This is a genomic window from Nocardioides pini, from assembly GCF_026712185.1.
Lineage (GTDB): Bacteria > Actinomycetota > Actinomycetes > Propionibacteriales > Nocardioidaceae > Nocardioides > Nocardioides pini.
The window spans coordinates 74,748-94,496 of sequence record NZ_JAPPUX010000007.1 but is presented as its reverse complement, the minus strand read 5'-3'; the positions used below and the strand labels follow the sequence as shown (position 1 = coordinate 94,496).

Genomic DNA, 19,749 nt, shown 5'->3' with positions numbered 1-19,749 from the left:
CGTGAGCGACCAGCCTCCCCCGCGGGTCCGGGTGACCGGACCGCCGCGGCGGCGCGCGGACGTCGTACGCCCTGTGGGCACGCGGGAGATCGACGCCGAGACCGCGCTGGGTGAGGTCTTCATGCGCTCGCTGCTGCGCGAGCAGCTCTTCCTGGCCCTGCGGGTGCTGGCCGCGCTGGGGCTCACGCTCGGGCTGCTGCCCCTGCTCTTCCTCCTCGTCCCGTCGCTGGGCGACGTGCGGGTGGGGCAGATGCCGCTGGCGTGGCTGTTGCTCGGGGTGCTCGCCTACCCGTGGCTGGTCGTGCTCGGCTGGTTCTACATCCGGCGCGCCGAGGACCACGAGCGTGACTTCGCCGACCTGGTCGGGTCGGTCGGCTCCGGGGGCCCGGACGAGGAACCCTCGTGAGCACCGACGTCGTGCCCGGCGTCGTCGCGGTGGTGCTCGTCTCGCTCGCGACCCTGGTGATCGGCACGTGGGGGCTGCGGATCTCGCGCACGACGAGCGACTTCTTCGTGGCCTCGCGCACCGTGCGGCCGCGGCTCAACGCGAGCGCGATCGGCGGTGAGTACCTCTCCGCCGCCTCCTTCCTCGGCGTCGCGGGGCTGCTGCTGACCTTCGGCGCGGAGATGCTCTGGTACCCGATCGGCTGGACCGCGGGCTACCTCGTCCTGCTCGTGCTGGTCGCCGCTCCGCTACGCCGCTCGGGCGCCTACACGCTGCCCGACTTCGCCGAGGCGCGGCTGGGGTCGCGCGGCGTGCGCAAGCTGTGCTCGGTGCTGGTCGTCGCGATCGGCTGGCTCTACCTGCTGCCGCAGTTCCAGGGCGCCGGCGTGACGCTGCGCTCGACGATCGGGGCGCCGCCGTGGGCAGGCTCGCTGGTCGTGGCGGTGGTCGTGCTGGCGTCGGTGAGCCCGGGTGGCATGCGGTCCATCACCTTCGTGCAGGCCTTCCAGTACTGGCTCAAGCTCACCGCGCTGCTGGTGCCGGTCTTCGTGCTGCTGGCCGTCTGGATGGCCGACGGTGCGGCCGACCCCGCGGCCGCCGCGCCGCACTCGTGGTCGGTCCCGCTGGCCTGGCCCGGCGGCGGCATCGGGCTCTACACGACGTACTCCCTCATCGTCGCGACGTTCCTCGGCACGATGGGTCTGCCGCACGTGGTCGTGCGGTTCTACACCAACCCCGACGGCCGCGCGGCCCGTCGTACGACGCTCGCGGTGCTCGGGCTGCTGGGCATCTTCTACGTGCTCCCGCCGGTGTACGCCGCCCTCGGCCGCATCTACGCCCCGTCGCTCGTCGACGGCAGGTCCGACGTGCTGGTGCTCGAGCTGCCGTCGCTGATGGTCGGTGGCGCGGTGGGCGCGGTGCTGACCGGCCTCGTCACCGCCGGGGCGTTCGCTGCCTTCCTCTCCACCAGCTCGGGCCTGACGATCGCGGTGGCCGGGGTGCTCTCGCAGGACGTGACCGGGCGGCGCTGGGGGTCGCACCGGCTCGGCGGGGTGGCGGCCTTCCGCGTCGCGGCCGCGATCGCGGTCGTCGTACCCCTGCTGATGTCGCTGCCCGCGCAGGACGTCGCCCTGGCGCGCACCGTCGGCCTGGCCTTCGCGGTGACCGCCTCCACCTTCGCGCCGCTGCTGATGCTCGGCATCTGGTGGCGCGGGCTGACGCCCGTCGGCGCGGTCGCCGGGCTGCTGGTCGGCGGGCTGGGGTCCGGCTTCGCGGTGGCCTGGACCCTCGCCACCTCGCCCTCGCCCGGGTGGTCGTCGGCGCTCCTCGGCCAGCCCGCCGCCTGGTCGGTGCCGGCGTCCTTCCTCACGATGGTCGTGGTCTCCCGCCTGACCCGGGCCTCGGTGCCCGCCCACGCCGGGCGCTTCATGGTGCGCCTGCACACCCCCGAGGCCGTCGAGCTCCAGCGCTGACCGGTCCTACTCACGCAGCGCGGTGACCCGCTGCCCGTCCTCCTGGAACTGGCTCGTGCTGACGAACACCCGACCAGTCGGACCGTGCACGACGAGCTCACCCTCGATGACGTGGCGGTCGTCGACCACCACCCTGGACAGTCGCTTGCCGTGGACGTCGTACGTGTGGACGCGCGACGGCGTGTCACCTCCCCCGCCGAGCAGGTGGACGCGCTCACGGACGGGGTCGATGGCGACCTGGGAGTGGTAGGCGCGGCGCGGGTTCCGCTCGGTGCGAACGACAGCCTTGCGCAGCAGTCGGCCCCGCGCGCTGTAGACCCGGACGCTGGCGCGGGTGACGTCGGCATCGCCGATCAGCACCCGCCCCCTGGTCGTCAGCGCGATCTCTAGGTCGTGGACGCTGCCCAGGTCCTGGAAGCGGCGCACGGGACGGGACTTCCCGCGCCGATCGAACGTCACGAGCGACACCGGGGACTGGATCAGGCCGGGCTGGTCGACGACGTGGACGAGACGGCGCTTCGAGTCGATGGCTATCTCGAGGGCGCCGTCGGGCGTCGGGACCTTCTTGCGCGCCTGCCACTTCAACGCGCCGGAGGCGCTGAAGGACCGCAGCACCACGAGGCCTACCCGACCGTCGTTGAACTTCCTCGCCCGCGAGGTCCCGGCGGCGTACACCCTGTGCGTCCTCGGGTCGACGCCGAGCGCGCTGGGGAACGACCTGCCGTCACCGACCACCTCTGCGTCGCTGAAGACCGCGTCGCCGGCCGAGGTCCAGCACGAGGTGTACCAGGTGATCAGCGACTGGCCCGCCTTCCGCTTCGATCCCAGGCTGCACACCTGCCCGGTCGTCTCGTCGACAGCCATCGCGACCGGAACAGCCGGCACGTCCGTGACGACCTCGCGCACCACCCGGCCGTCCCCGGAGACGTACATCACGACCTGACGGGATTCCCGCCGGCCGCTGAGCACCACCTGACCGGTGGTGGGGTCCGACACGAGCGCGGTCATCCACGGAACCGGGACGGCCCACTCGACCTCGCCCGTCGCGGCATCGAGACGACGCAGCACCTCCTTGCCATCGGCGTACATGAGGAGCGCGAAGGCATCGCCTGTCCCCTCGTCCACCTCCAAGTACTGGCCGAACGCCTTCAGGTCGGCGTCGGTCCGCCACTCCACCTCGAGCGTCCGCGCACTCGCCGGCGCGACCAGCCCGCCGAGCATCGCGAGCGCTGCCACCACGGACCCTGCTGTCTTGATGAGCCGCACGGCTCCCCCTCCCGATAGGACCTCACTCTCACCTGGCGGGTATCAGGCTGGGTGCAACCAGAACTCGTTCCCGTCGGGATCGGCCAGCTCGACCGCGTCTCCCGACCGCCCGACCTCGGTCGCACCCAGCGCCACCAGGCGCTGCACCTCGTCGTCGAGGTCGTCCAGTGTGACGAGCACGAAGTGCATTTTGTTGCGAGCGGACCTCTCGTTGAGCGGCGGACCGCCCCAGGCGATCTTCATCCGGCCCTCGGGCGGCTGGATCGCGGTCTCGCCGTCCTCGTCGTGGACCAGCGGCCAGTCGAGCGCCGCGGCCCAGAAGAGGCCGACCTCGCGGGTGCCGTCCGCCGCCACCTCGCCGAGGAACCCCGTGCCCGCGAGCCAGTTGTTGGTCTCCTCGATCACGCAGAACTCATTGCCCTCCGGGTCGGATAGCACGACGTGATCCTCCTCGGGGAGCTGACCGACGTCGAGGTGCGAGCCGCCGTGCCCGAGCACGCGGGCGACGTTCACCTCCTGCGACCTGGTGTAGCTCGTCAGGTGGAAGTGGATCTGGTTGAGCCGCGCTCGGGGCAGGTCAGCGGCCTCGAACGACAGCCGCATCGGCGCATCGGCGTCAGGCAGCAGGTCGAGGCCCGAGCGCTCCCACCCGAGCACGTCGCCCCAGAAGGACGCGAGGACCTCGGGATCCGAGGCGAGGACGGTCAGCGCGTGCAGACGGGCAGTCATCGGCCCAACCTAGGCAGGCAGGACCGCGGGCGGCGACCGGTTATCCCGCCGAGGTCAGTTGATGATCTCGCCGCGCTCGTCCGCGAGGAGGACCGCCAGCCGGTCGCGCCACGCCTGCAGGTCCTCGGGCGCCAGCCGGGGCCAGTCGTCCACCTCGCGGACCACCCGGATCGGGTCGGTGCTGCGGTAGGAGCGCGTCGGGTTGCCGGGGAACTTCTTGTCGGTGACGTTGGGGTCGTCCTCGAAGGCGCCGGTCGGCTCGACCTCGTAGACGCGCGGCTCGCCGTGGCCGGCCGCGAGCTCGGCGGCCAGCCCCGCGCCGTCGCGCAGCGCGGTGAAGTAGACGTGGTTCATCACCACCTCGGGCCGGTAGTTGGACCGGAAGCCCGCGGTCAGCAGGTCCCCCGGCTGCAGGTCGGCCTTCGTGCCGTGGAAGAACGGCCCGTCGTCCAGCACGTCGTCGTTCACCCGCCGAGCGTACGGCGGCCCGGCGGCAGGCACCGTGCAGGCAGTTCGGGCGTCCACGCGTCCGCTGCACGCTCAGCCGCGCCCGCGCGCGCGCGAACTGCCTGCGTGGTGCTCAGTCCGGGGCGGCGACCACGACGTCGGCCCTCATCCGGATGGCGGAGCCGACGGGGACGGCGGTGGGGAAGCGCACGCACCCCTCCCCGCAGGCGTCCCTCTGCCATGGTCGGCCATCGTCGACGGATCCACGGATCGGTCTAGACACCCGGGGAACCGAGGGGCGCCGGGACTAGCGTGAGTCGAGTGGGCCGGCGCCACGGCGGGGGCTCACCTCGTCCGCGATCGGTGAGGTCGGAGGCGTCGATGGGTGAGGGCTCGTCCAGGTCGGACCGCGAGCTGCTCGAGGAGCTGCGGCGTCACCGCGCCGAGCTGCGCGAGTCGATGGGGGCGTTGGAGGACGCCCTGGCGTCACCGGCCACCGCCGACCGCGCGCGGTGGACCCAGCGCGTCGAGGCCGCCCTCGTCGAGGTCGCGGGCGACTTCCGCGCGCACGTCGACATCACCGAGGGGCCGAGCGGGCTCTACGTCGAGCTCCTCGCGACCTCCCCTCGGCTCGCCGGTCCCGTGGAGGTCCTCACCCGGGACCACGCGCTGATCGGCGGTCAGATCGACGACCTGCTGGGCCGGGTCGCCGGCCCGGAGGTCACCGCGGCCGTGGACGGCGTACGCCGCTCGGCGACGGCCCTCCTCGGACGGATCGTCCGGCACCGGCAGCGGGGGTCCGACCTCGTCTTCGAGGCGTACGAGTTCGACATCGGCGGCGAGACCTGAGCCGCTCACCCCACCGCGAGCCGGTAGCCCCGCTTCACGACGGTGACGACCGCCTTCGTCCCGATCGCCGCTCGCAGCCGGGCCACGGCCATCTCGACGGCGTGCTCGGAGCCGGCCTGGCCGGAGGGCAGGGCGGCCAGCAGCGCGCGGCGGGAGACGACGTGGCCCGGGTTCACGAGGAGCGAGTCGAGCACCGACAGGGGCGCGGGCGAGAGCTCGACCGGCACGCCGTCGAGCAGGAGCGCGTCGCCGTGGACGAGGAGCGTGCGGCCGTCTGAGAGGCGTACGTCGACCCCGTCGCGCCGGGTCGGGAGCTCGGTCTCGAGCTGCTTGACCATCCCGGCGAGCCGCGAGCGGTCGGGGACGATCGTCGGGACGCCCCACATCTCGAAGGCGGCCGCGGTGACCGGGCCGACGCAGGTGGCGACGACGTCTGACTGGAAGGCGCTGATCACGTCGTCGCGGCGGCCGACGGAGTACGCCGCCTCCATCAGCGCGGCGACCGCGGGCGCCGACGTGAAGGTGACCGCGTCGAGCTCCCTGTCGGCGACCAGGTCGATCAGGTGGAACATCGGCGAGGGATCGTCCGCCGACGCCACCCGGTAGATCGGCACCGTGACCACCGACGCCCCCTGCCGGCGGAGCGCGTGGGCGGCCATCGACAGCGACTGGCCGTGCTCCTGCACGACGATGCGCTTGCCGGTGAGGTCGCGGCCCCGGAGGTGTGCGAGCACGTCCTCGAAGCACTCCGACTCCGGCGCCCACAGCTCGCGCAGGCCGTTGGCCCGCAGCACGCCGACGCTCTTCGGACCGCGGGCGAGGATCTCCGCGGAGCCGAGCGCAGCGACCAGGTCGTCGTACAGCCCGGCGTCGGCGGCCGCGGCGAGCCAGGTCTTCATGCCGATGCCGGTGGTGGCGAGGAAGAGGTCGACCGGCCCCAGGACCACCTCCTTGGTCGCGGCCAGCAGCTCGCCGAGGTCGACGTGGTTGGGCTCGAGCGACAGCGCCGCCGCCCACTCGACCGTCGCACCGCGGCGCTCGAGCAGCGCGACCTGCTCCTCGGCCTTGCGGGCGGCGGTGACGCCGATGCGGAATCCCGAGAGCGGCAGGCTCACGCGTCCTCCCCAGCCGGCCGGATCGATCCGACGTGGACGACGCCGTCGACGACCGCGACGTCGTACGACGCCACCCGCACCGCCGCGTCGTCGAGGCAGGCGCCGGTGCGCAGGTCAAAGGCCTGCTTGTACATCGGGGAGCTCACCACCGGCACGTCGCCGCGCGAGCCGACGATGCCGCGCGAGAGCACGGACGCGCCGCTGAAGGGGTCGACGTTGGAGAGCGCGAACACCGACCCGTCGAAGGAGCGGAAGACCGCCACGGCCGAGCCGGCGACCAGGGCGGCGACACCACCCTCGATCGGGATCGTGTCGACCGCGCAGACGGGGGTCAGGGAGATCGCGACGGTGCTCATGCGGGCGCTCCCACCGGGATGAGGGCCGGGGCGATCGGCTGGATCTGCTCGCGCTCGGTCGTGAAGGCGATGGACGGGTCGGGGGTGTCCGGCGCGTTGACGAACGACACGAACCGGGCGAGCTTGGCCGGGTCCTCGAGCGTCGCGCGCCACTCGTCCTCGTAGCCGCCGACGTGGCGCGCCATCTCCGCCTCGAGCTCAGCTCCGAGGCCGAGCGAGTCGTCGACGACGACCTCGCGCACGCGGTCGAGACCGCCGTCGAGCTGCTCGATCCAGGTCGAGGTGCGCTGGAGCCGGTCGGCGGTCCGGACGTAGTACATGAGGAAGCGGTCGAGGTAGGAGACCAGGTCGGCGGTGGACAGGTCGCCCGCGAGCAGCCGCGCGTGGGCGGGCGTCGCCCCACCGTTGCCGCCGACGTAGAGGTTCCACCCCTTCTCGGTCGCGATGACGCCGAAGTCCTTGCCGCGCGCCTCGGCACACTCCCGGGCGCAGCCGCTGACCCCTCCCTTGAGCTTGTGCGGGCTGCGGAGGCCGCGGTAGCGCAGCTCGAGCGCGATCGCGAGGCCCACCGAGTCCTGCACGCCGAAGCGGCACCAGGTCGACCCGACGCACGACTTCACGGTGCGCAGCGACTTGCCGTAGGCGTGGCCGGACTCGAAGCCGGCGTCGACCAGCCGCCGCCAGATCGCAGGCAGCTGCTCCATCCGGGCACCGAAGAGATCGATCCGCTGTCCACCGGTGATCTTGGTGTAGAGCCCGTAGTCGCGCGCGACCTCGCCGATCACGATGAGCTTGTCGGGCGTGATCTCGCCTCCGGGGATGCGCGGGACGACGGAGTAGGTGCCGTTGCGCTGGATGTTGGCGAGGTAGGCGTCGTTGGTGTCCTGCAGCTCCGCGGTGGCCGGCGCGAGGATGTGGGTGCTGGTCTGGCTGGCGAGGATGCTCGCGATCGCGGGCTTGCAGACGTCGCAGCCGCGGCCGGTGCCGTGCGCGGCCACGATGTCGTCGAAGCGTCGGTAGCCGTGCACCGCGACGACGTCGAAGAGCTCTTGCCGGGTCAGCCGGAAGTGCTCGCACAGCCCCTTGTCGACGACCTTCCCGACGCTCGCGAAGTGGTCCTCGATGATGTTCTTCACGGTCGCCACGCACGAGCCGCACGTCGAGCCCGCCCGTGTGCACTGCTTGACGTCGGCCACGGACTCGCAGCCCTGCTCGGCGACCGCGTGGAGGATGTCGGCCTTCGTGACGTCGTTGCACGAGCAGACCTGCGCCTCGTCGGGCATGCCGAGCTGCAGGCCGGGACCCGTGCCGACGGGCAGGATCAGCTGCTCCGGGTTGTCGGGCAGGGCGAGGCCGCTGCTGACCATGGGCCGCAGCACGCCGTACGCCGACGCGTCGCCGACGAGGATCCCGCCGAGCAGCCGCGTCCCGTCCTCGCTCACCACGAGCTTCTTGTAGACGCCGGCGACCGCGTCGGCGTAGGTCAGCTCGAGCGCGCCGTCGGTGGCCGCGAACGCGTCACCGAAGCTCGCGACGTCGACGCCGAGGAGCTTGAGCTTGGTGGACATGTCGGCGCCGGTGAAGGTGCCCGGGCCGTCCAGCAGGGCGTCGACGACGACCTCCGCCATCGCGTAGCCCGGCGCGACGAGGCCGTACATCGTGCCGCCGGGTGCCGCGCACTCGCCGATCGCGAAGACGTGCGGGTCGGCGGTGCGGCACTGCTCGTCGACAAGCACGCCGCCGCGCGGGGCCACCTCGAGGTCGCACTCCCGGGCGAGCGCGTCGCGCGGCCGGATGCCGGCGGAGAACACCACGACCTGCGCGTCGACGACCTCCGTCGGGGCGCCCTCCTCCGTGCCCGCCTGCCGCAGGCGCAGCCCGGTGACGGACGACCCGCCCTCGACCTCCTCGGTGACGACGCCCGTGTGCACGGTGACGCCGAGCCGCTCGACGTGCCGCACCAGCGTCGAGCCCGCGGCGTCGTCGAGCTGCACCGGCATCAGTCGCGGCGCCATCTCGACGACGTGGGTGTCGAGGCCGAGCTGGACGAGCGCGTTGGCCGCCTCCAGCCCGAGCAGCCCGCCGCCGATGACCACGCCGCTGGTCGCGGCCTCGCTGGCGGCGCGGATCGCCTCGAGGTCCTCGATGGTGCGGTAGACGAAGCAGCCGTCCTTGCCGCGGCCCTCGACCGGCGGGACGAACGGCGCCGCGCCCGTCGCGAGCACCAGGACGTCGTAGTCGTGGACGGTGACGGCGCCCGGGTGTGCCAGGAGGTCGCCGACGGCCGACGGCGGCGACACGACGGTGACGGTCCGCGCCGCGCGGTCGACCTCGGTCACGACGCTGTCGAGCACCAGCCTCACCCGCGGGTCGTCGTACTCCCCGCCGGGCAGCAGCGACAGCGCATCGGGGCCGGAGCCGAACCAGCTCGTGAGCGCGACCCGGTCGTAGGCGGCGCGAGGCTCCTCGCCGAGGACGACGATGTCGTGGGTCTCGGCGAGGCCGCGCTCGATCGCGGCCTGGACGAACCGGTGGCCCACCATGCCGTGCCCGACGACGACGATCCGCTGGCGCTTGGTCATGCCGAGGACGGTAGGAACGACATGTTCCCAGCCGGTCGCCCGCATGTTTCGGGCGTGAAAACTGGGCGGCACGACCTCACGTCCAGCCGGGGCGGTCAGGCGGGCCGGGAGAGCCCCTCGCACATGCCGACGAGCACGGCGAGCTGCTCGGGCGTGACGTAGGACGGGTTGCTGCCGGCCGGCATCCGCAACACCTCCAGCGCGGCGAGGTCCGGGTGCCCGACGAGCTCCGAGCGCAGCAGCGGCTGGTCGAGCGGGACCAGGACCACGGGCATCACTCCGTCACGTGCCGGACCGGTGGTCTGCCCGCGGGCATGGATGCCGGCGGGAAGTCCGGGCTCGGAGCCGCTGACCCAGAGCAGCACGGGCTGGCCCGCGGCGACGAGGTCGGTGCGGTAGGTCGGCCGCGCGCACCACGAGTCCACGCCGGCGAACCCTGCCCGCAGGTGCTCGCGGGTCGAGGGCGCGGCGCCGCTGGCCTTCACCAGCCACGCGCCGAGGGTTGCCGGGGTCAGCGCGCGAGCGGGAGCAGCCACTCCCTGAGGGTGGCACACCGTCGACGGGACCCACCCTGTGCTGGGAGCCTGAGCGGGTGAGCGAGTGGTTCCTGCCGGAGACAGAGCGTCCCTGGACCTCGGGCAACCTGGTGGTCCCCCGCGTGCACGGCGCCTCCTACTTCGCCCGCCTCGTCGAGCTGGTCGAGGCGACCTCGGCCGGCGACCGCATCTACTTCACCGACTGGCGCGGCGACGCCGACGAGCGGCTCACCGAGCACGGGCCGACCGTCGCCGAGCTGCTCCGGGCCGCGGCCGCGCGCGACGTGGAGGTCCGGGCGCTGATGTGGCGCTCCCACCCGGGCCGGCTCAACGGCGAGGAGAACAGCCACCTCGGCCGGATCCTCAACGAGTGCGGCGGTGAGGCGCTGCTCGACGAGCGGGTCCGCAAGGGCGGTTCGCACCACCAGAAGCTTCTCGTCGTGCGCCGCAAGGGGCGACCCGAGGAGGACGTGGCGTTCGTCGGCGGCATCGACCTGTGCCACGGACGGCGCGACGACGCCGACCACGCGGGCGACCCGCAGGCACCGCCGCTCGACGACCGGTACGGCGACTCCCCGCCGTGGCACGACGCGATGGCCGAGATCCGCGGACCGGCCGTGGCGCACGTGCTCGACACCTTCACCGAGCGGTGGGACGACGCCACGCCGCTCGACCACCGCAACCCCTACCGGGCCGTCGCGCACCGCATCGCGCGGATGCCGCGCCGTCCCGAGCAGCTGCCCGAGCGGTGGGACCCGCCGCCTGAGGCCGGCCGCCACCAGGTGCAGATCCTGCGCACCTACCCCTTCAAGCGGCCCCGCTACCCGTTCGCGCCCGACGGGGAGCGGTCGATCGCGCGGGCCTACTCGCGTGCCTTCGACCGGGCGCGCCGGCTGGTCTACGTCGAGGACCAGTACTTCTGGTCCGACCTCGTGGCCGCGACGCTCGCCGACGCACTGGAGCGCGAGCCGGGGCTGCAGGTGATCGCGGTGGTGCCGCGCCACCCGGAGGAGGACAGCCGGGTCGGCGGCCCGCCGATCCAGCACGGCCAGCGCATCGCGTGGGACCGGCTCAAGGAGGCAGGCGGCGAGCGCTTCCAGATGTTCGACCTGCACAACGCCGCGGGCACCCCGGTCTACGTGCACGCCAAGGTCTGCATCGTCGACGACGAGTGGATGACGATCGGCTCCGACAACCTCAACCTCCGCTCGTGGACCCACGACTCCGAGCTCACCTGCGCGGTGGTCGACCCGGACGGCGAGCTGCCCCGGGAGCTGCGCACGTCCCTGTGGGGCGAGCACCTCGGCCTGCCCGAGGACGACCCGCGCCTCGGCGGTCCCGACGTCCTCGAAGACCCCGTGGCCCTCTGGACGTCGCGCGCGGGCGCCGCCGGCAGTCGCATCGAGCTCCACGAGCCGCCCCGGCTCCCCCGACGTACGACGTTGTGGGCGCGGCCGGCCTACCGCTACGCCTACGACCCGGACGGCCGCCCGCGGCGGCTGCGCGGCACGACCGACTTCTGAGGGGTCAGTCCCTCACGGGTTCACCACCGGCAGGTGGAGAACCACGTCCTCCATCCGCATCGCCCCGACCACCCGGCTGCCGAAGCCGACCGACATGTCGGAGACCGGCGCGACGGTGAGGAAGAGGGTCTGCCCGGCAGGCACGTCGACGGCGACCGACGGCAGCTCGACACCCCGGCGCGGCTTGTCGATCGCGATGCCGTTCTCACGGATGGGCAGCATGTTGTTCTGCACGACCCGGGCGTCGAGCGGGCTCGTCCCGACCGACAGACCGAGGAACGCGCGGTTGTCGAGACCGAGCGCGGTGAGCCGGGTGTCGAGGGTCGGCGATCCGGCGATCGTCAGGGGACCCTGCGCGACCGGGTAGGCGACCGGAGCCCCGGCTGCGACCGTGGTGACCACCTCGCCGAGCTCGACGGAGGTGGTGGGCGCGACGGCGGGGACGCTGACGCAGCGGTCGCCGGCCGCGGTGGTCAGGTGGTAGCGACCGAAACCGGTCAGCCCGGTCCGTCGGCCCTGGAGGTTCTGCTGGAGGAAGCGCAGGCCGAGGTCGGCGAAGGTGGGGCTGCCGAGCGTCGTTGAGCACGCGTCCGTGGTCGCCAGCGGGATGTCGAGGTTGGTCCCGGTGGGCAGCACGGCCGGCAGCGTGTGCCCGCCGTTGTAGCCGACGAAGATGCTCTGCGATCGCGCCTCCTCGGTCAGCACCCGGCTGAAGTTCTCGAGCCCCTGGTCGAGGGGGAAGAGGTTGTCCGTCGCACCCTGGCCGAAGAGCACCGGCACGTCGAGCCGCCGGCCCTGCCGCAGGTGCCACTCGGGGCCGTTGCGGTCGAGGAACTCGTGGAGGTACGTCGGCACGTTGCCCGTCGCCGCCGCCTCGGCGAAGCCCTGCACCACCCGCGGCGGCAGGGCGTCGCTCGGCAGCGACGCCGCCGTCAGCGCCGTCGCCCACTCCGTGCGCGGCACCCCCTGCGGGAACAGGCTCTCGGTGAGGCTGAACCAGGTGATCTCGGGGACCAGCGCGTCGAAGCGCGTCGCACCCCGGTCGCGGATCTCGCTGAGCGCCCCGACGAACTGGTAGCCCCCGCCGTAGGACCCGCCGATCGCCCCCAGCACCGGGTCGCCCGGCCGCTGCTCCTGCACCCACGGCTGGGCGGCGACGAGGTCGACGATCGCCTGGACGTCCTTGCCCTCCACGTCGGGGTTCTCGATGTGGGCCTTGCCGCCGGTCTCGCCGAAGCCGCGCTGGTCGAAGCTCAGCACGCCGAACCCGGCGTCCGTGAGGTAGGCGAACGCGGCGGGGTCCGTCGTACGGCTGCCGCCCCAGCCGTGGCTGTGCAGCACCATCGGCACCGGACGGTCCTCCGTGGCGCCCGCCGGGCGGAAGATTGTGAAGCAGATGTCGACGGGTGCGGTCGTGCCGGGGTCCGGGACGCTCCGCAGGCAGCCGTCGGTCGTGGTGACCGCGTCCGCGGCGGAGGCGGGCGCCCCGACGAACGGCGCGGTGGCGGCCGTGAGCAGGCCGGCGACGGCGACGGCGAGGAGTCGGGCGGCGGGACGGTGCGGCAGCGTGGTCATGGCATCTCTCCTGCGACAGGGGTCACAGGCACCAACGAGCGCCGGCCGGACGGGCTACGCCCCACCCTTGACATTAGTCAGTTTTTCTGACCATCATGGACGGCATCCCAGCGAGCATCGAGGGGCGTGCCGTGACCAGACTTCCTTCCGTCCCGGTCGCCCGCGCGGCCTCGTCCGTCCGCGCGGCGGCCCAGGGCCTGACCCGGCGGATGGTGCCGACCATCTCCCCGATCTCGCTCGTCGAGGCACGGAAGGCGGCCTGAGGTGGACGCCCTTGCCCAGGTCTGCACCGCGGTCGCGGCGCTCGTCCTGATCGTCGTCTTCCCCCTCGAGGCGTTCCTCGTCGACCGGCCGTGGGTGCAGCGCTTCCTCGGCATCGAGCCGCACGGCATCGAGAACGTCCACCTGTGGTCGTTCTGCATCGGGTTCCGCAACGCGCTCGCCGGCATCGGCGGCCTGGTCGGGCTGTGGATCGTCAACCGCGGCGACGAGACCGTCGGCACCAGCGTGGTCGTCACGGTGCTCGTCTACATGCTGCTCTCGTCGCTCGCCATGGGCGTCGCCGACCTGCTCGGCTACTGGCGCCCCCGCGGCGGCAGCGTGCGGGGCACCGTGGCGTCGTCGGTGCTCCCGGCGGTGGCACTGGTGGCGCTCGCCGTGTAGGTCAGCCCTGCAGTCCGGCCCTCAGCTCGTCGAGGGCCGTCGGCAGGTCGACCCGGGGACGCCAGCCCCAGCGCCGCGCCCGTTCCGCGACGACCTGCCCGGTCCAGGCCGGGCCGTCGTCCCAGGTGGGTTCGACCCCGAGTGCGTCGCAGACCGCGCCGAGGTAGTCGCGCTGGGTGGCCGGCCCGCCGGCCACGTTGACCGGGGTGCACCCGCCCGCGACCGGGCCCGAGTCCGGGTCGCCGGCCGTCGCGATGGCACCGGTGGCGAGGTCGGCGGCGAGGCTCGCGAGGTCGTCGACGTGCACCCACGCGAAGGTCTGGGCCGGGTTGGCGTGCCGCTCGCCCTCGTCGTCCCTGATCTGCGCGGGGCGGACGGTGTTCCAGACCGAGGTGGCGCCCGGGCCGAGGACGGCCGGCGGGCGCAGCAACACCCGGGTCGCCCCCGCGAGCCGCTCGAGCGCCGCGTCGACGTCACGCTTCACCACGCCGTAGGCCGACGAGTCGTCGGGCACGAGGGCCGCGGACTCGTCCACGTCGCCGACTCCCGGGCTGCGGTCGTAGACGCCCGCGGTCGAGACGTGCACGAGGAGGGGTACGCCGGCGTCGACCGCCGCCTCGGCGATCGACAGGGTGCCGTCGAGGCCGACCCGGCGCTGGTCCTCGCGCCCGCTGCCGAGCGGGTGGACCGTGGTGACGAGGGCGTCTGCGCCGGCCACCACGGTCGCCGCGAAGGCCGGGTCGGCGAAGTCGCCGACGTGCTCCTCGACGCCGGGGTGCCGCGGCGCGGTGCCCACGCGGCGTACGACGGCGCGCACCGTGGCGCCGCGCTGCACCAGCGCTGACACGACGTGGCTGCCCACGAGTCCGTTCGCACCGGTCACGACGACGATCGCAGAGGTCATGTCTCCACCATGACAGCGCGGTCCTGATGCGCGTCACGCGCCTGCCCGGGAAGGAGGACGCGGGCCACGACCAGCAGCCAGACGGTGGCGAAGACGAGGCTGGCCATCACGTCGGTCGGGTGGTGCGCCCCCTGGTAGAGCCGCGACGGGGCGACGACGAGCGGGGCCAGGAGCAGCGGCCAGACCCACCGGCGCCAGCGGGGCGCGACCGCGGACACCCAGAGCACGATCCCGCCGTAGACGACGATCGAGGTGGCCATGTGCCCGGACGGGTAGCTGTGGTCCGGCACCAGCCCGGGGTCGAGGATCTCCACCGGCGGCCGGTCGCGCGGGACCAGGTGCGTGACGACGACGTAGAGGGCGAGGTAGCCCCCGACGAGCACGGTGAAGTAGACGAGCGGTCGCCACGAGCGCTGCCACCACGAGCCGGCGATGCCCACGACAGCTGCGAGGCCGACGCCGACGATCGTGTCGGCGATCGCGCTGCCGACGGCCGCGGCCGTGTCGAGTCCGGGCGTACGACGCTCCTCGAGCCAGCGCACGACGCTGTCGTCCCAAGGATCGACCGCCGAGGCCAGCGGCCCCGTGAGCAGCCAGCCGACTGCCAGGACGCCGAGGACGAGGACGACCCAGACGAGGGCCAGGGTGCGCGCGGCCTGGCGCCGCTCCGTCGACGAGCTCACGCCGCAGAGCCTGCCGTAGATCGGCGGCGTCGTCGTCCACCCCGAAGGACGACCGAAGGACAACCGTCGCCGGCCGGACGCGCGAGGAGCCCCGACCGCGCGGCGGTCGGGGCTCCTCGGACGAGCGTCAGACGACGCGGACGTTCTCGGCCTGCGGGCCCTTGGGGCCCTGCGTCACCTCGAACTCGACCTTCTGGTTCTCGTCGAGCGACTTGTAGCCGCCGGACTGGATCGCGGAGAAGTGCACGAACACGTCCTCCCCGCCGCCGTCCTGCGCGATGAAGCCGAAGCCCTTGTCAGCGTTGAACCACTTGACGGTGCCCTGAGCCATGATCTGTTCCTTTGTTCTCTGCCGGCGACGACGTGCCGCCGAGCCGCTGAAGACATCCATTCGTGCTGATGTCCAGCGAACCGAAAACCAGGGAAAACGAGATACGGGTCGCACGGTGGGCGACCTGGGCGACGTGGAGCCGTCCCCTTCAACACCAGCCACCCTACGCCACCCGTGCCCGATGTGAGGCTTCGGCGACTCCGGGAGCTGGTCTCGACCACCTGTGCCCCGGCGCGCCGGCGGCAGTAGCGTCCGAGGACGGCAACGAACCGGGAGGTGCCGATGGCGAAGCCCGCCATCCTCGCGGTCGACGACGACGCGGCCGTGGTGGCCGCCGTCGTGCGCGACCTGCGCCAGCACTACGGGCAGGACTACCGCGTGCTGCGGGCGACCTCGGGGGCCGAGGCGCTCGAGATCCTCGCCGACCAGCTGTTGCAGGACCGGCCGGTGGCGGCGGTCGTCTCCGACCAGCGGATGCCGGGAATGACGGGCATCGACGTGCTGCGGGAGGTGCGGCAGCAGTCCCCCGACTCCAAGCTGCTGCTGCTGACGGCGTACGCCGACACCGACGTCGCGATCCGGGCGATCAACGACATCGCGCTCGACTACTACCTGATGAAGCCGTGGGACCCGCCGGAGGACCGGCTCTACCCCGTGCTCGACGAGCTGCTCCGCGACTGGGCCAACGCCCACCCCGACCGCGACTCCGAGGTGCGGGTCGTCGGGCACCGCTGGTCGGAGCGGACCGTGGAGGTGAAGACGTTCCTCACCCACAACCACGTCCCCTACCGGTGGCTCGAGGTCGGCACCGACGAGACGGCCGAGGAGGCCACCCGGCTCCTCGACCTCGCCGGCGCCGGCGTGGACGACCTGCCCGTGGTCGCGCTGCCGGACGGCGCCGCGCTCCGCTCCCCCACGATGGTCGAGCTCGCCGACGCCCTCGGCCTGCGCACCCGCGCGGAGAGGCCGCTCTACGACCTGTGCATCGTCGGCGCGGGCCCGGCCGGCCTCGCGGCAGCGGTGTACGCCGCCAGCGAGGGGCTCGCGACCGTGGTCGTCGAGCGTGACGCACCCGGCGGCCAGGCCGGGCAGAGCGCGTCCATCGAGAACTACCTCGGCTTCCCCAAGGGCCTGTCCGGCGCGGACCTCACCCACCGCGCGGTGGCGCAGGCCTCCCGGTTCGGGGCGGAGATGGTGCTGGCCAGGGACGTGGTCGGGTTCGAGACCCGTGGCCCGGTGCGCGCGGTGCTGCTCGACGGGTCGGCCGACATCGAGGCGCGTGCCGTCCTGGTCGCCAGCGGGGTGTCGTACCGCCGCCTCGAGGCACCCGGCCTCGACGACCTGGTCGGTCGCGGGGTCTACTACGGCGCCAGCGCGAGCGAGGCGGCGCAGACGGCCGGCGAGGACGTGTTCGTCGTGGGCGCCGCCAACTCCGCCGGGCAGGCGGCGCTCAACTTCGCCCGCTACGCCAGGCGGGTCGTGCTCGTGGTGCGCGGCGCGTCGCTGGAGGCGTCGATGTCGCAGTACCTCGTCAGCCGCATCGTGGCCGCCCCCACCATCGAGGTGCGGCTGGAGTCCGAGGTCGTCGGCGCCCGCGGGGACGGGCACCTCGAGGCCATCACGCTCTGCGACCGCGGCGCGGGGCGCGTCGAGGAGGTCGAGACCGGCTGGGTGTTCGTCTTCATCGGGGCGGCGCCGCGCACCGACTGGCTCGGCGACGTCGTCTCCCGCGACGACCGCGGCTTCGTGCTGACCGGGCCCGACCTGCCGGCCGACGACGGCTGGCCCCTCGACCGCGCGCCGTTCGCGCTGGAGACCAGCGTGCCCGGGGTGTTCGCCGCCGGCGACGTGCGCCGCGACTCGATGAAGCGGGTCGCGTCGGCCGTCGGCGAGGGAGCGATGTCGGTCTACCTCGTCCACCGCTACCTGGCGACGACGTGATGCTGACCGACGAGCTGCGCGCGATCGCGATCCTGGACGGCTTCACCGACGAGCAGGTGGCCGAGCTGGCCGCTGCCGGTGAGGAGGTGTCGTACGCCCCCGGTGAGCGCGCCTTCGAGGAGGGCCGGCCCGCCGAGCACTGGTGGGTGATGCTCGAGGGCCGGATCGACGTCGTGCGCCGCGTCGGCCACGAGGAAGCGGTCATGGTGACCATCGAGAACCCCGGCCAGTGGGCCGGTGGGTTCCGCGCGTGGGACGAGCACGGCGTCTACATGGGATCCGCGCGGGTCATGGAGCCGAGCCGGGTGTTCCGGCTGCCCGCGGCCGAGCTGGCGCGGTTCGGCCAGCAGTGGTTCCCCTTCGCCGTCCACCTGCTCTGCGGCCTGATCGTCACCGCCCGCCGCATCGAGCAGAACGCCCGGCAGCGGGAGGCGCTGGTCGCCCTCGGGACCCTCGCTGCCGGCCTCGCCCACGAGATCAACAACCCCGCATCCGCGGCCGTGCGCTCCGTCGGCGCCCTGCAGCAGAGCAGCGACGACGCCTTCGAGTCGTTGCAGCGGCTCGCCGGCCACGGCATCACCGCGGAGCAGTTCGTCGCGCTCGACGGGCTGCGGCGCTCGATCGACCCGTCGTCGGCACCGACCGGCGTGGAGCTCGCGCGGCGCGAGGACGAGCTGACCGACTGGCTCACCGAGCACGACGTCGACCGCGACTGGGTGATCGCCCCGGCGCTGGCCGCCGCGGGTGCCTCGTCGGCGTGGCTCGACCGCGCGGCCGCGGCACTGTCCGGGGCGCAGCTGCAGGCCGGTCTTGAGTGGGTGGCCAGCGCCGTGACCACGAGCGTGTTGATCGCCGAGGCGCAGGACGCGACCCGCCGCATCTCCGACCTCGTCTCCGCCGTGAAGTCCTACTCCCAGCTCGACCGCGCCGCCGTCCAGGACGTCCGCGTCGTCGACGGCCTGGAGAGCACCCTCATCATGCTCGGCCACAGGCTGCGCGACGGCGTCACGGTCGTCCGCGACTACGACGACTCCGTGCCCGTCATCACCGCGAACCCCGGCGAGCTCAACCAGGTGTGGACCAACCTCGTGGACAACGCGGTCGACGCGATGGACGGCACCGGCACCCTGACCGTGCGGACCTCCGCGGACGAGCGCCACGTCGTGGTGGAGGTCTGCGACACCGGGGAGGGCATGACGGAGGAGGTCGCCGCCCACGCCTTCGAGCCGTTCTTCACGACCAAGGAGGTCGGCAAGGGCACCGGCCTCGGCCTCGACATCTCCCGGCGGATCGTCGTCGAGCACCACGGCGGGGCCATCGACGTCCGGTCGGAGCCGGGTCGCACGGTCGTGGCGGTGCGGCTGCCGCGCAGCGCTCAGGCCGGCTGAAGGTCGCCGAGCCCCGCCCTGCCGGGCGCGCGCACGTGCAGCCGTACGTGCGTGCCGGTGAGGTCGCTGCCCACGTCGACGGCCGCGACGAGCTGGCGTGCGAGCCACAGCCCGTAGCCGTGGTCCGACGGGTCGTCGGGGGGCACGACGCCCGCCAGCGGGTCGACCGGCAGGCCGCCGCCGTCCTGGACGTGGCACACCCACATGTCGGCCTCCTCGTAGAGGTGGACCAGGGCCGGCGGGGACCCGTGCAGGAGGGCGTTGGTCAGGACCTCGGAGACCGCCAGCTCGAGGTCGTCGACCACCCCGGTCGCGAGCCCGTCCCGCGAGCCCTTGGCGCGCACGGTGCGGCGCACGAGCGAGACGTCGGACTGGTAGGAGCAGTCGAGGGTCGTGGCGTCCACCGGGGGGTGGACCACGGAGGCCAGGTCGGCGAGCTCCTCCATCGGGTCGCGGAACCCTGCGTTGGGCAGCACCGCCCCCTCCACGCGCAGCCCGTCGTGCGCGCGCAGGGCGATGTCGAGGAGCCCTGCCGGCAGGGTGCGGGCGTCGTAGGGGCACAGCAGGTCGACCGGCCGCCCGGCGAAGACGAGGTTGGCGGCCGACTCCAGCCGGCGGTAGTCGACGAGCTCGGCCGGGGCGCGTCGCGCCAGTGCCTGCTCGGCGACGACACGGGTGCGCACGCCGGGTGTCGCCGCGAGGTGGTCGAGCAGCACGCGGTAGGCGTTCCACTGCGGTTCGTAGGCGACGGCCTCGTCGACGAAGTCGACCGCGTCGGCGTCGGGCCCCAGCTCCGTCGCGACCAGCTCCATGCGGGACTGCGGCGCCATCACGAGCGCCCGCTGTCCCTGCTCGAGGCCTTCGCGGAGGAAGCCGCCGGCCTCCGTCGCGTAGGCCCGGTCCCCGTCGTAGACCAGGCTGGTGTGGGTCGGGGCAACGCTCAC

The 19,749-nt window shown here is 73.2% G+C and carries 20 protein-coding genes; 8 read left to right on the top strand and 12 right to left on the bottom strand.

Annotation, left to right across the window (positions count from 1 at the left end; all coding sequences use genetic code 11):
- Nucleotide 1: 1 nt before the first annotated feature.
- A complete protein-coding gene (locus tag NYO98_RS20935) occupies nucleotides 2–406 on the top strand; it encodes a hypothetical protein (RefSeq protein WP_268113825.1) in 405 nt (134 codons plus the stop codon).
- Nucleotides 403–1,917, top strand: a complete 1,515-nt coding sequence (locus NYO98_RS20930) for a sodium/solute symporter (protein ID WP_268113824.1) — start codon at nucleotides 403–405, stop codon at nucleotides 1,915–1,917. The genes NYO98_RS20935 and NYO98_RS20930 overlap by 4 nt, the downstream gene beginning before the upstream one ends.
- A 6-nt stretch (nucleotides 1,918–1,923) precedes the next feature.
- On the opposite strand, the gene NYO98_RS20925 is transcribed toward NYO98_RS20930, so the two are convergent.
- Genes NYO98_RS20925 through arr form a run of 3 tightly spaced genes read right to left on the bottom strand, consistent with a single transcriptional unit; the run spans nucleotide 1,924 to nucleotide 4,380 of the window.
- Complete coding sequence (locus tag NYO98_RS20925) at nucleotides 1,924–3,183, bottom strand: hypothetical protein (protein WP_268113823.1); 1,260 nt, start codon at nucleotides 3,181–3,183, stop codon at nucleotides 1,924–1,926.
- 42 nt (nucleotides 3,184–3,225) lie between these two features.
- A complete protein-coding gene (locus tag NYO98_RS20920; RefSeq protein ID WP_268113822.1) occupies nucleotides 3,226–3,912 on the bottom strand; it encodes a VOC family protein in 687 nt (228 codons plus the stop codon).
- Nucleotides 3,913–3,966: 54 nt separating this feature from the next.
- Entirely contained in the window at nucleotides 3,967–4,380 is a 414-nt protein-coding gene (arr, locus tag NYO98_RS20915) for an NAD(+)--rifampin ADP-ribosyltransferase (RefSeq protein ID WP_268113821.1), read from the bottom strand.
- 360 nt (nucleotides 4,381–4,740) lie between these two features.
- Between arr and NYO98_RS20910 the strand changes: the two genes are divergently transcribed.
- The gene (locus tag NYO98_RS20910; RefSeq protein WP_268113820.1) at nucleotides 4,741–5,208 is read left to right on the top strand and encodes a hypothetical protein; all 468 of its coding nucleotides are present in this window, start codon (nucleotides 4,741–4,743) and stop codon (nucleotides 5,206–5,208) included.
- A gap of 5 nt (nucleotides 5,209–5,213) precedes the next feature.
- Here the strand turns inward: NYO98_RS20910 and NYO98_RS20905 are convergent, their stop codons facing one another.
- The 4 genes from NYO98_RS20905 to NYO98_RS20890 all read right to left on the bottom strand — a co-directional run bounded on the left by NYO98_RS20905 (nucleotide 5,214) and on the right by NYO98_RS20890 (nucleotide 9,797).
- The gene (locus NYO98_RS20905; protein ID WP_268113819.1) at nucleotides 5,214–6,323 is read right to left on the bottom strand and encodes a uroporphyrinogen-III synthase; all 1,110 of its coding nucleotides are present in this window, start codon (nucleotides 6,321–6,323) and stop codon (nucleotides 5,214–5,216) included.
- Complete coding sequence (gene nirD / locus NYO98_RS20900) at nucleotides 6,320–6,679, bottom strand: nitrite reductase small subunit NirD (RefSeq protein ID WP_268113818.1); 360 nt, start codon at nucleotides 6,677–6,679, stop codon at nucleotides 6,320–6,322. Before nirD ends, NYO98_RS20905 begins: the two co-directional genes overlap by 4 nt.
- Nucleotides 6,676–9,261: a nitrite reductase large subunit NirB gene (gene nirB, locus NYO98_RS20895; RefSeq protein ID WP_268113817.1), complete on the bottom strand. Its 2,586-nt coding sequence runs from the start codon at nucleotides 9,259–9,261 to the stop codon at nucleotides 6,676–6,678. The genes nirD and nirB overlap by 4 nt, the downstream gene beginning before the upstream one ends.
- A gap of 95 nt (nucleotides 9,262–9,356) precedes the next feature.
- Nucleotides 9,357–9,797, bottom strand: coding sequence for a hypothetical protein (locus NYO98_RS20890; protein WP_268113816.1), 441 nt, complete (start codon nucleotides 9,795–9,797; stop codon nucleotides 9,357–9,359).
- A gap of 56 nt (nucleotides 9,798–9,853) precedes the next feature.
- Between NYO98_RS20890 and NYO98_RS20885 the strand changes: the two genes are divergently transcribed.
- Nucleotides 9,854–11,320, top strand: coding sequence for a phospholipase D-like domain-containing protein (locus tag NYO98_RS20885; RefSeq protein ID WP_268113815.1), 1,467 nt, complete (start codon nucleotides 9,854–9,856; stop codon nucleotides 11,318–11,320).
- Between the two features lie 12 nt (nucleotides 11,321–11,332).
- Here NYO98_RS20885 and NYO98_RS20880 read toward each other — a convergent pair whose 3' ends face one another.
- Nucleotides 11,333–12,895 carry an alpha/beta hydrolase family protein gene (locus NYO98_RS20880; protein WP_268113814.1) on the bottom strand — a complete coding sequence of 521 codons (1,563 nt, stop codon included), beginning with the start codon at nucleotides 12,893–12,895 and terminating at the stop codon, nucleotides 11,333–11,335.
- A gap of 131 nt (nucleotides 12,896–13,026) precedes the next feature.
- On the opposite strand from NYO98_RS20880, the gene NYO98_RS20875 reads away from it, so the two are divergent.
- Both NYO98_RS20875 and NYO98_RS20870 read left to right on the top strand, forming a co-directional pair.
- Nucleotides 13,027–13,158 (top strand): hypothetical protein, encoded by a 132-nt coding sequence (locus NYO98_RS20875; protein WP_268113812.1) that lies wholly within the window; start codon nucleotides 13,027–13,029, stop codon nucleotides 13,156–13,158.
- Between the two features lies 1 nt (nucleotide 13,159).
- A complete protein-coding gene (locus tag NYO98_RS20870) occupies nucleotides 13,160–13,558 on the top strand; it encodes a DUF1304 family protein (protein WP_268113811.1) in 399 nt (132 codons plus the stop codon).
- A 1-nt stretch (nucleotide 13,559) separates the two neighbouring features.
- On the opposite strand, the gene NYO98_RS20865 is transcribed toward NYO98_RS20870, so the two are convergent.
- The 3 genes from NYO98_RS20865 to NYO98_RS20855 all read right to left on the bottom strand — a co-directional run bounded on the left by NYO98_RS20865 (nucleotide 13,560) and on the right by NYO98_RS20855 (nucleotide 15,476).
- Entirely contained in the window at nucleotides 13,560–14,462 is a 903-nt protein-coding gene (locus tag NYO98_RS20865; RefSeq protein WP_268113810.1) for an NAD-dependent epimerase/dehydratase family protein, read from the bottom strand.
- On the bottom strand, nucleotides 14,459–15,145 hold the full coding sequence (locus tag NYO98_RS20860; RefSeq protein WP_268113809.1) for a phosphatase PAP2 family protein: 687 nt from the start codon (nucleotides 15,143–15,145) through the stop codon (nucleotides 14,459–14,461). The genes NYO98_RS20865 and NYO98_RS20860 overlap by 4 nt, the downstream gene beginning before the upstream one ends.
- Before the next feature lie 127 nt (nucleotides 15,146–15,272).
- A complete protein-coding gene (locus NYO98_RS20855) occupies nucleotides 15,273–15,476 on the bottom strand; it encodes a cold-shock protein (protein ID WP_268113808.1) in 204 nt (67 codons plus the stop codon).
- Between the two features lie 282 nt (nucleotides 15,477–15,758).
- Here NYO98_RS20855 and NYO98_RS20850 point away from each other — a divergent pair, with 282 nt between their 5' ends.
- Both NYO98_RS20850 and NYO98_RS20845 read left to right on the top strand, forming a co-directional pair.
- The gene (locus tag NYO98_RS20850) at nucleotides 15,759–17,417 is read left to right on the top strand and encodes an FAD-dependent oxidoreductase (protein ID WP_268113807.1); all 1,659 of its coding nucleotides are present in this window, start codon (nucleotides 15,759–15,761) and stop codon (nucleotides 17,415–17,417) included.
- Nucleotides 17,417–18,805 (top strand): sensor histidine kinase, encoded by a 1,389-nt coding sequence (locus tag NYO98_RS20845; RefSeq protein ID WP_268113806.1) that lies wholly within the window; start codon nucleotides 17,417–17,419, stop codon nucleotides 18,803–18,805. Before NYO98_RS20850 ends, NYO98_RS20845 begins: the two co-directional genes overlap by 1 nt.
- On the opposite strand, the gene NYO98_RS20840 is transcribed toward NYO98_RS20845, so the two are convergent.
- On the bottom strand, nucleotides 18,793–19,749 hold the full coding sequence (locus tag NYO98_RS20840) for a sensor histidine kinase (RefSeq protein WP_268113805.1): 957 nt from the start codon (nucleotides 19,747–19,749) through the stop codon (nucleotides 18,793–18,795). The genes NYO98_RS20845 and NYO98_RS20840 overlap by 13 nt on opposite strands.

Coding starts and splice junctions, on each gene's coding strand:
- NYO98_RS20920 (WP_268113822.1), bottom strand. CDS start 3,912: ATGACTGCCCGTCTGCACGCGCTGACCGTCCTCGCCTCGGATCCCGAG.
- NYO98_RS20910 (WP_268113820.1), top strand. CDS start 4,741: ATGGGTGAGGGCTCGTCCAGGTCGGACCGCGAGCTGCTCGAGGAGCTG.
- nirD (WP_268113818.1), bottom strand. CDS start 6,679: ATGAGCACCGTCGCGATCTCCCTGACCCCCGTCTGCGCGGTCGACACG.
- nirB (WP_268113817.1), bottom strand. CDS start 9,261: ATGACCAAGCGCCAGCGGATCGTCGTCGTCGGGCACGGCATGGTGGGC.
- NYO98_RS20880 (WP_268113814.1), bottom strand. CDS start 12,895: ATGACCACGCTGCCGCACCGTCCCGCCGCCCGACTCCTCGCCGTCGCC.
- NYO98_RS20865 (WP_268113810.1), bottom strand. CDS start 14,462: ATGACCTCTGCGATCGTCGTCGTGACCGGTGCGAACGGACTCGTGGGC.
- NYO98_RS20855 (WP_268113808.1), bottom strand. CDS start 15,476: ATGGCTCAGGGCACCGTCAAGTGGTTCAACGCTGACAAGGGCTTCGGC.
- NYO98_RS20850 (WP_268113807.1), top strand. CDS start 15,759: ATGGCGAAGCCCGCCATCCTCGCGGTCGACGACGACGCGGCCGTGGTG.
- NYO98_RS20845 (WP_268113806.1), top strand. CDS start 17,417: ATGCTGACCGACGAGCTGCGCGCGATCGCGATCCTGGACGGCTTCACC.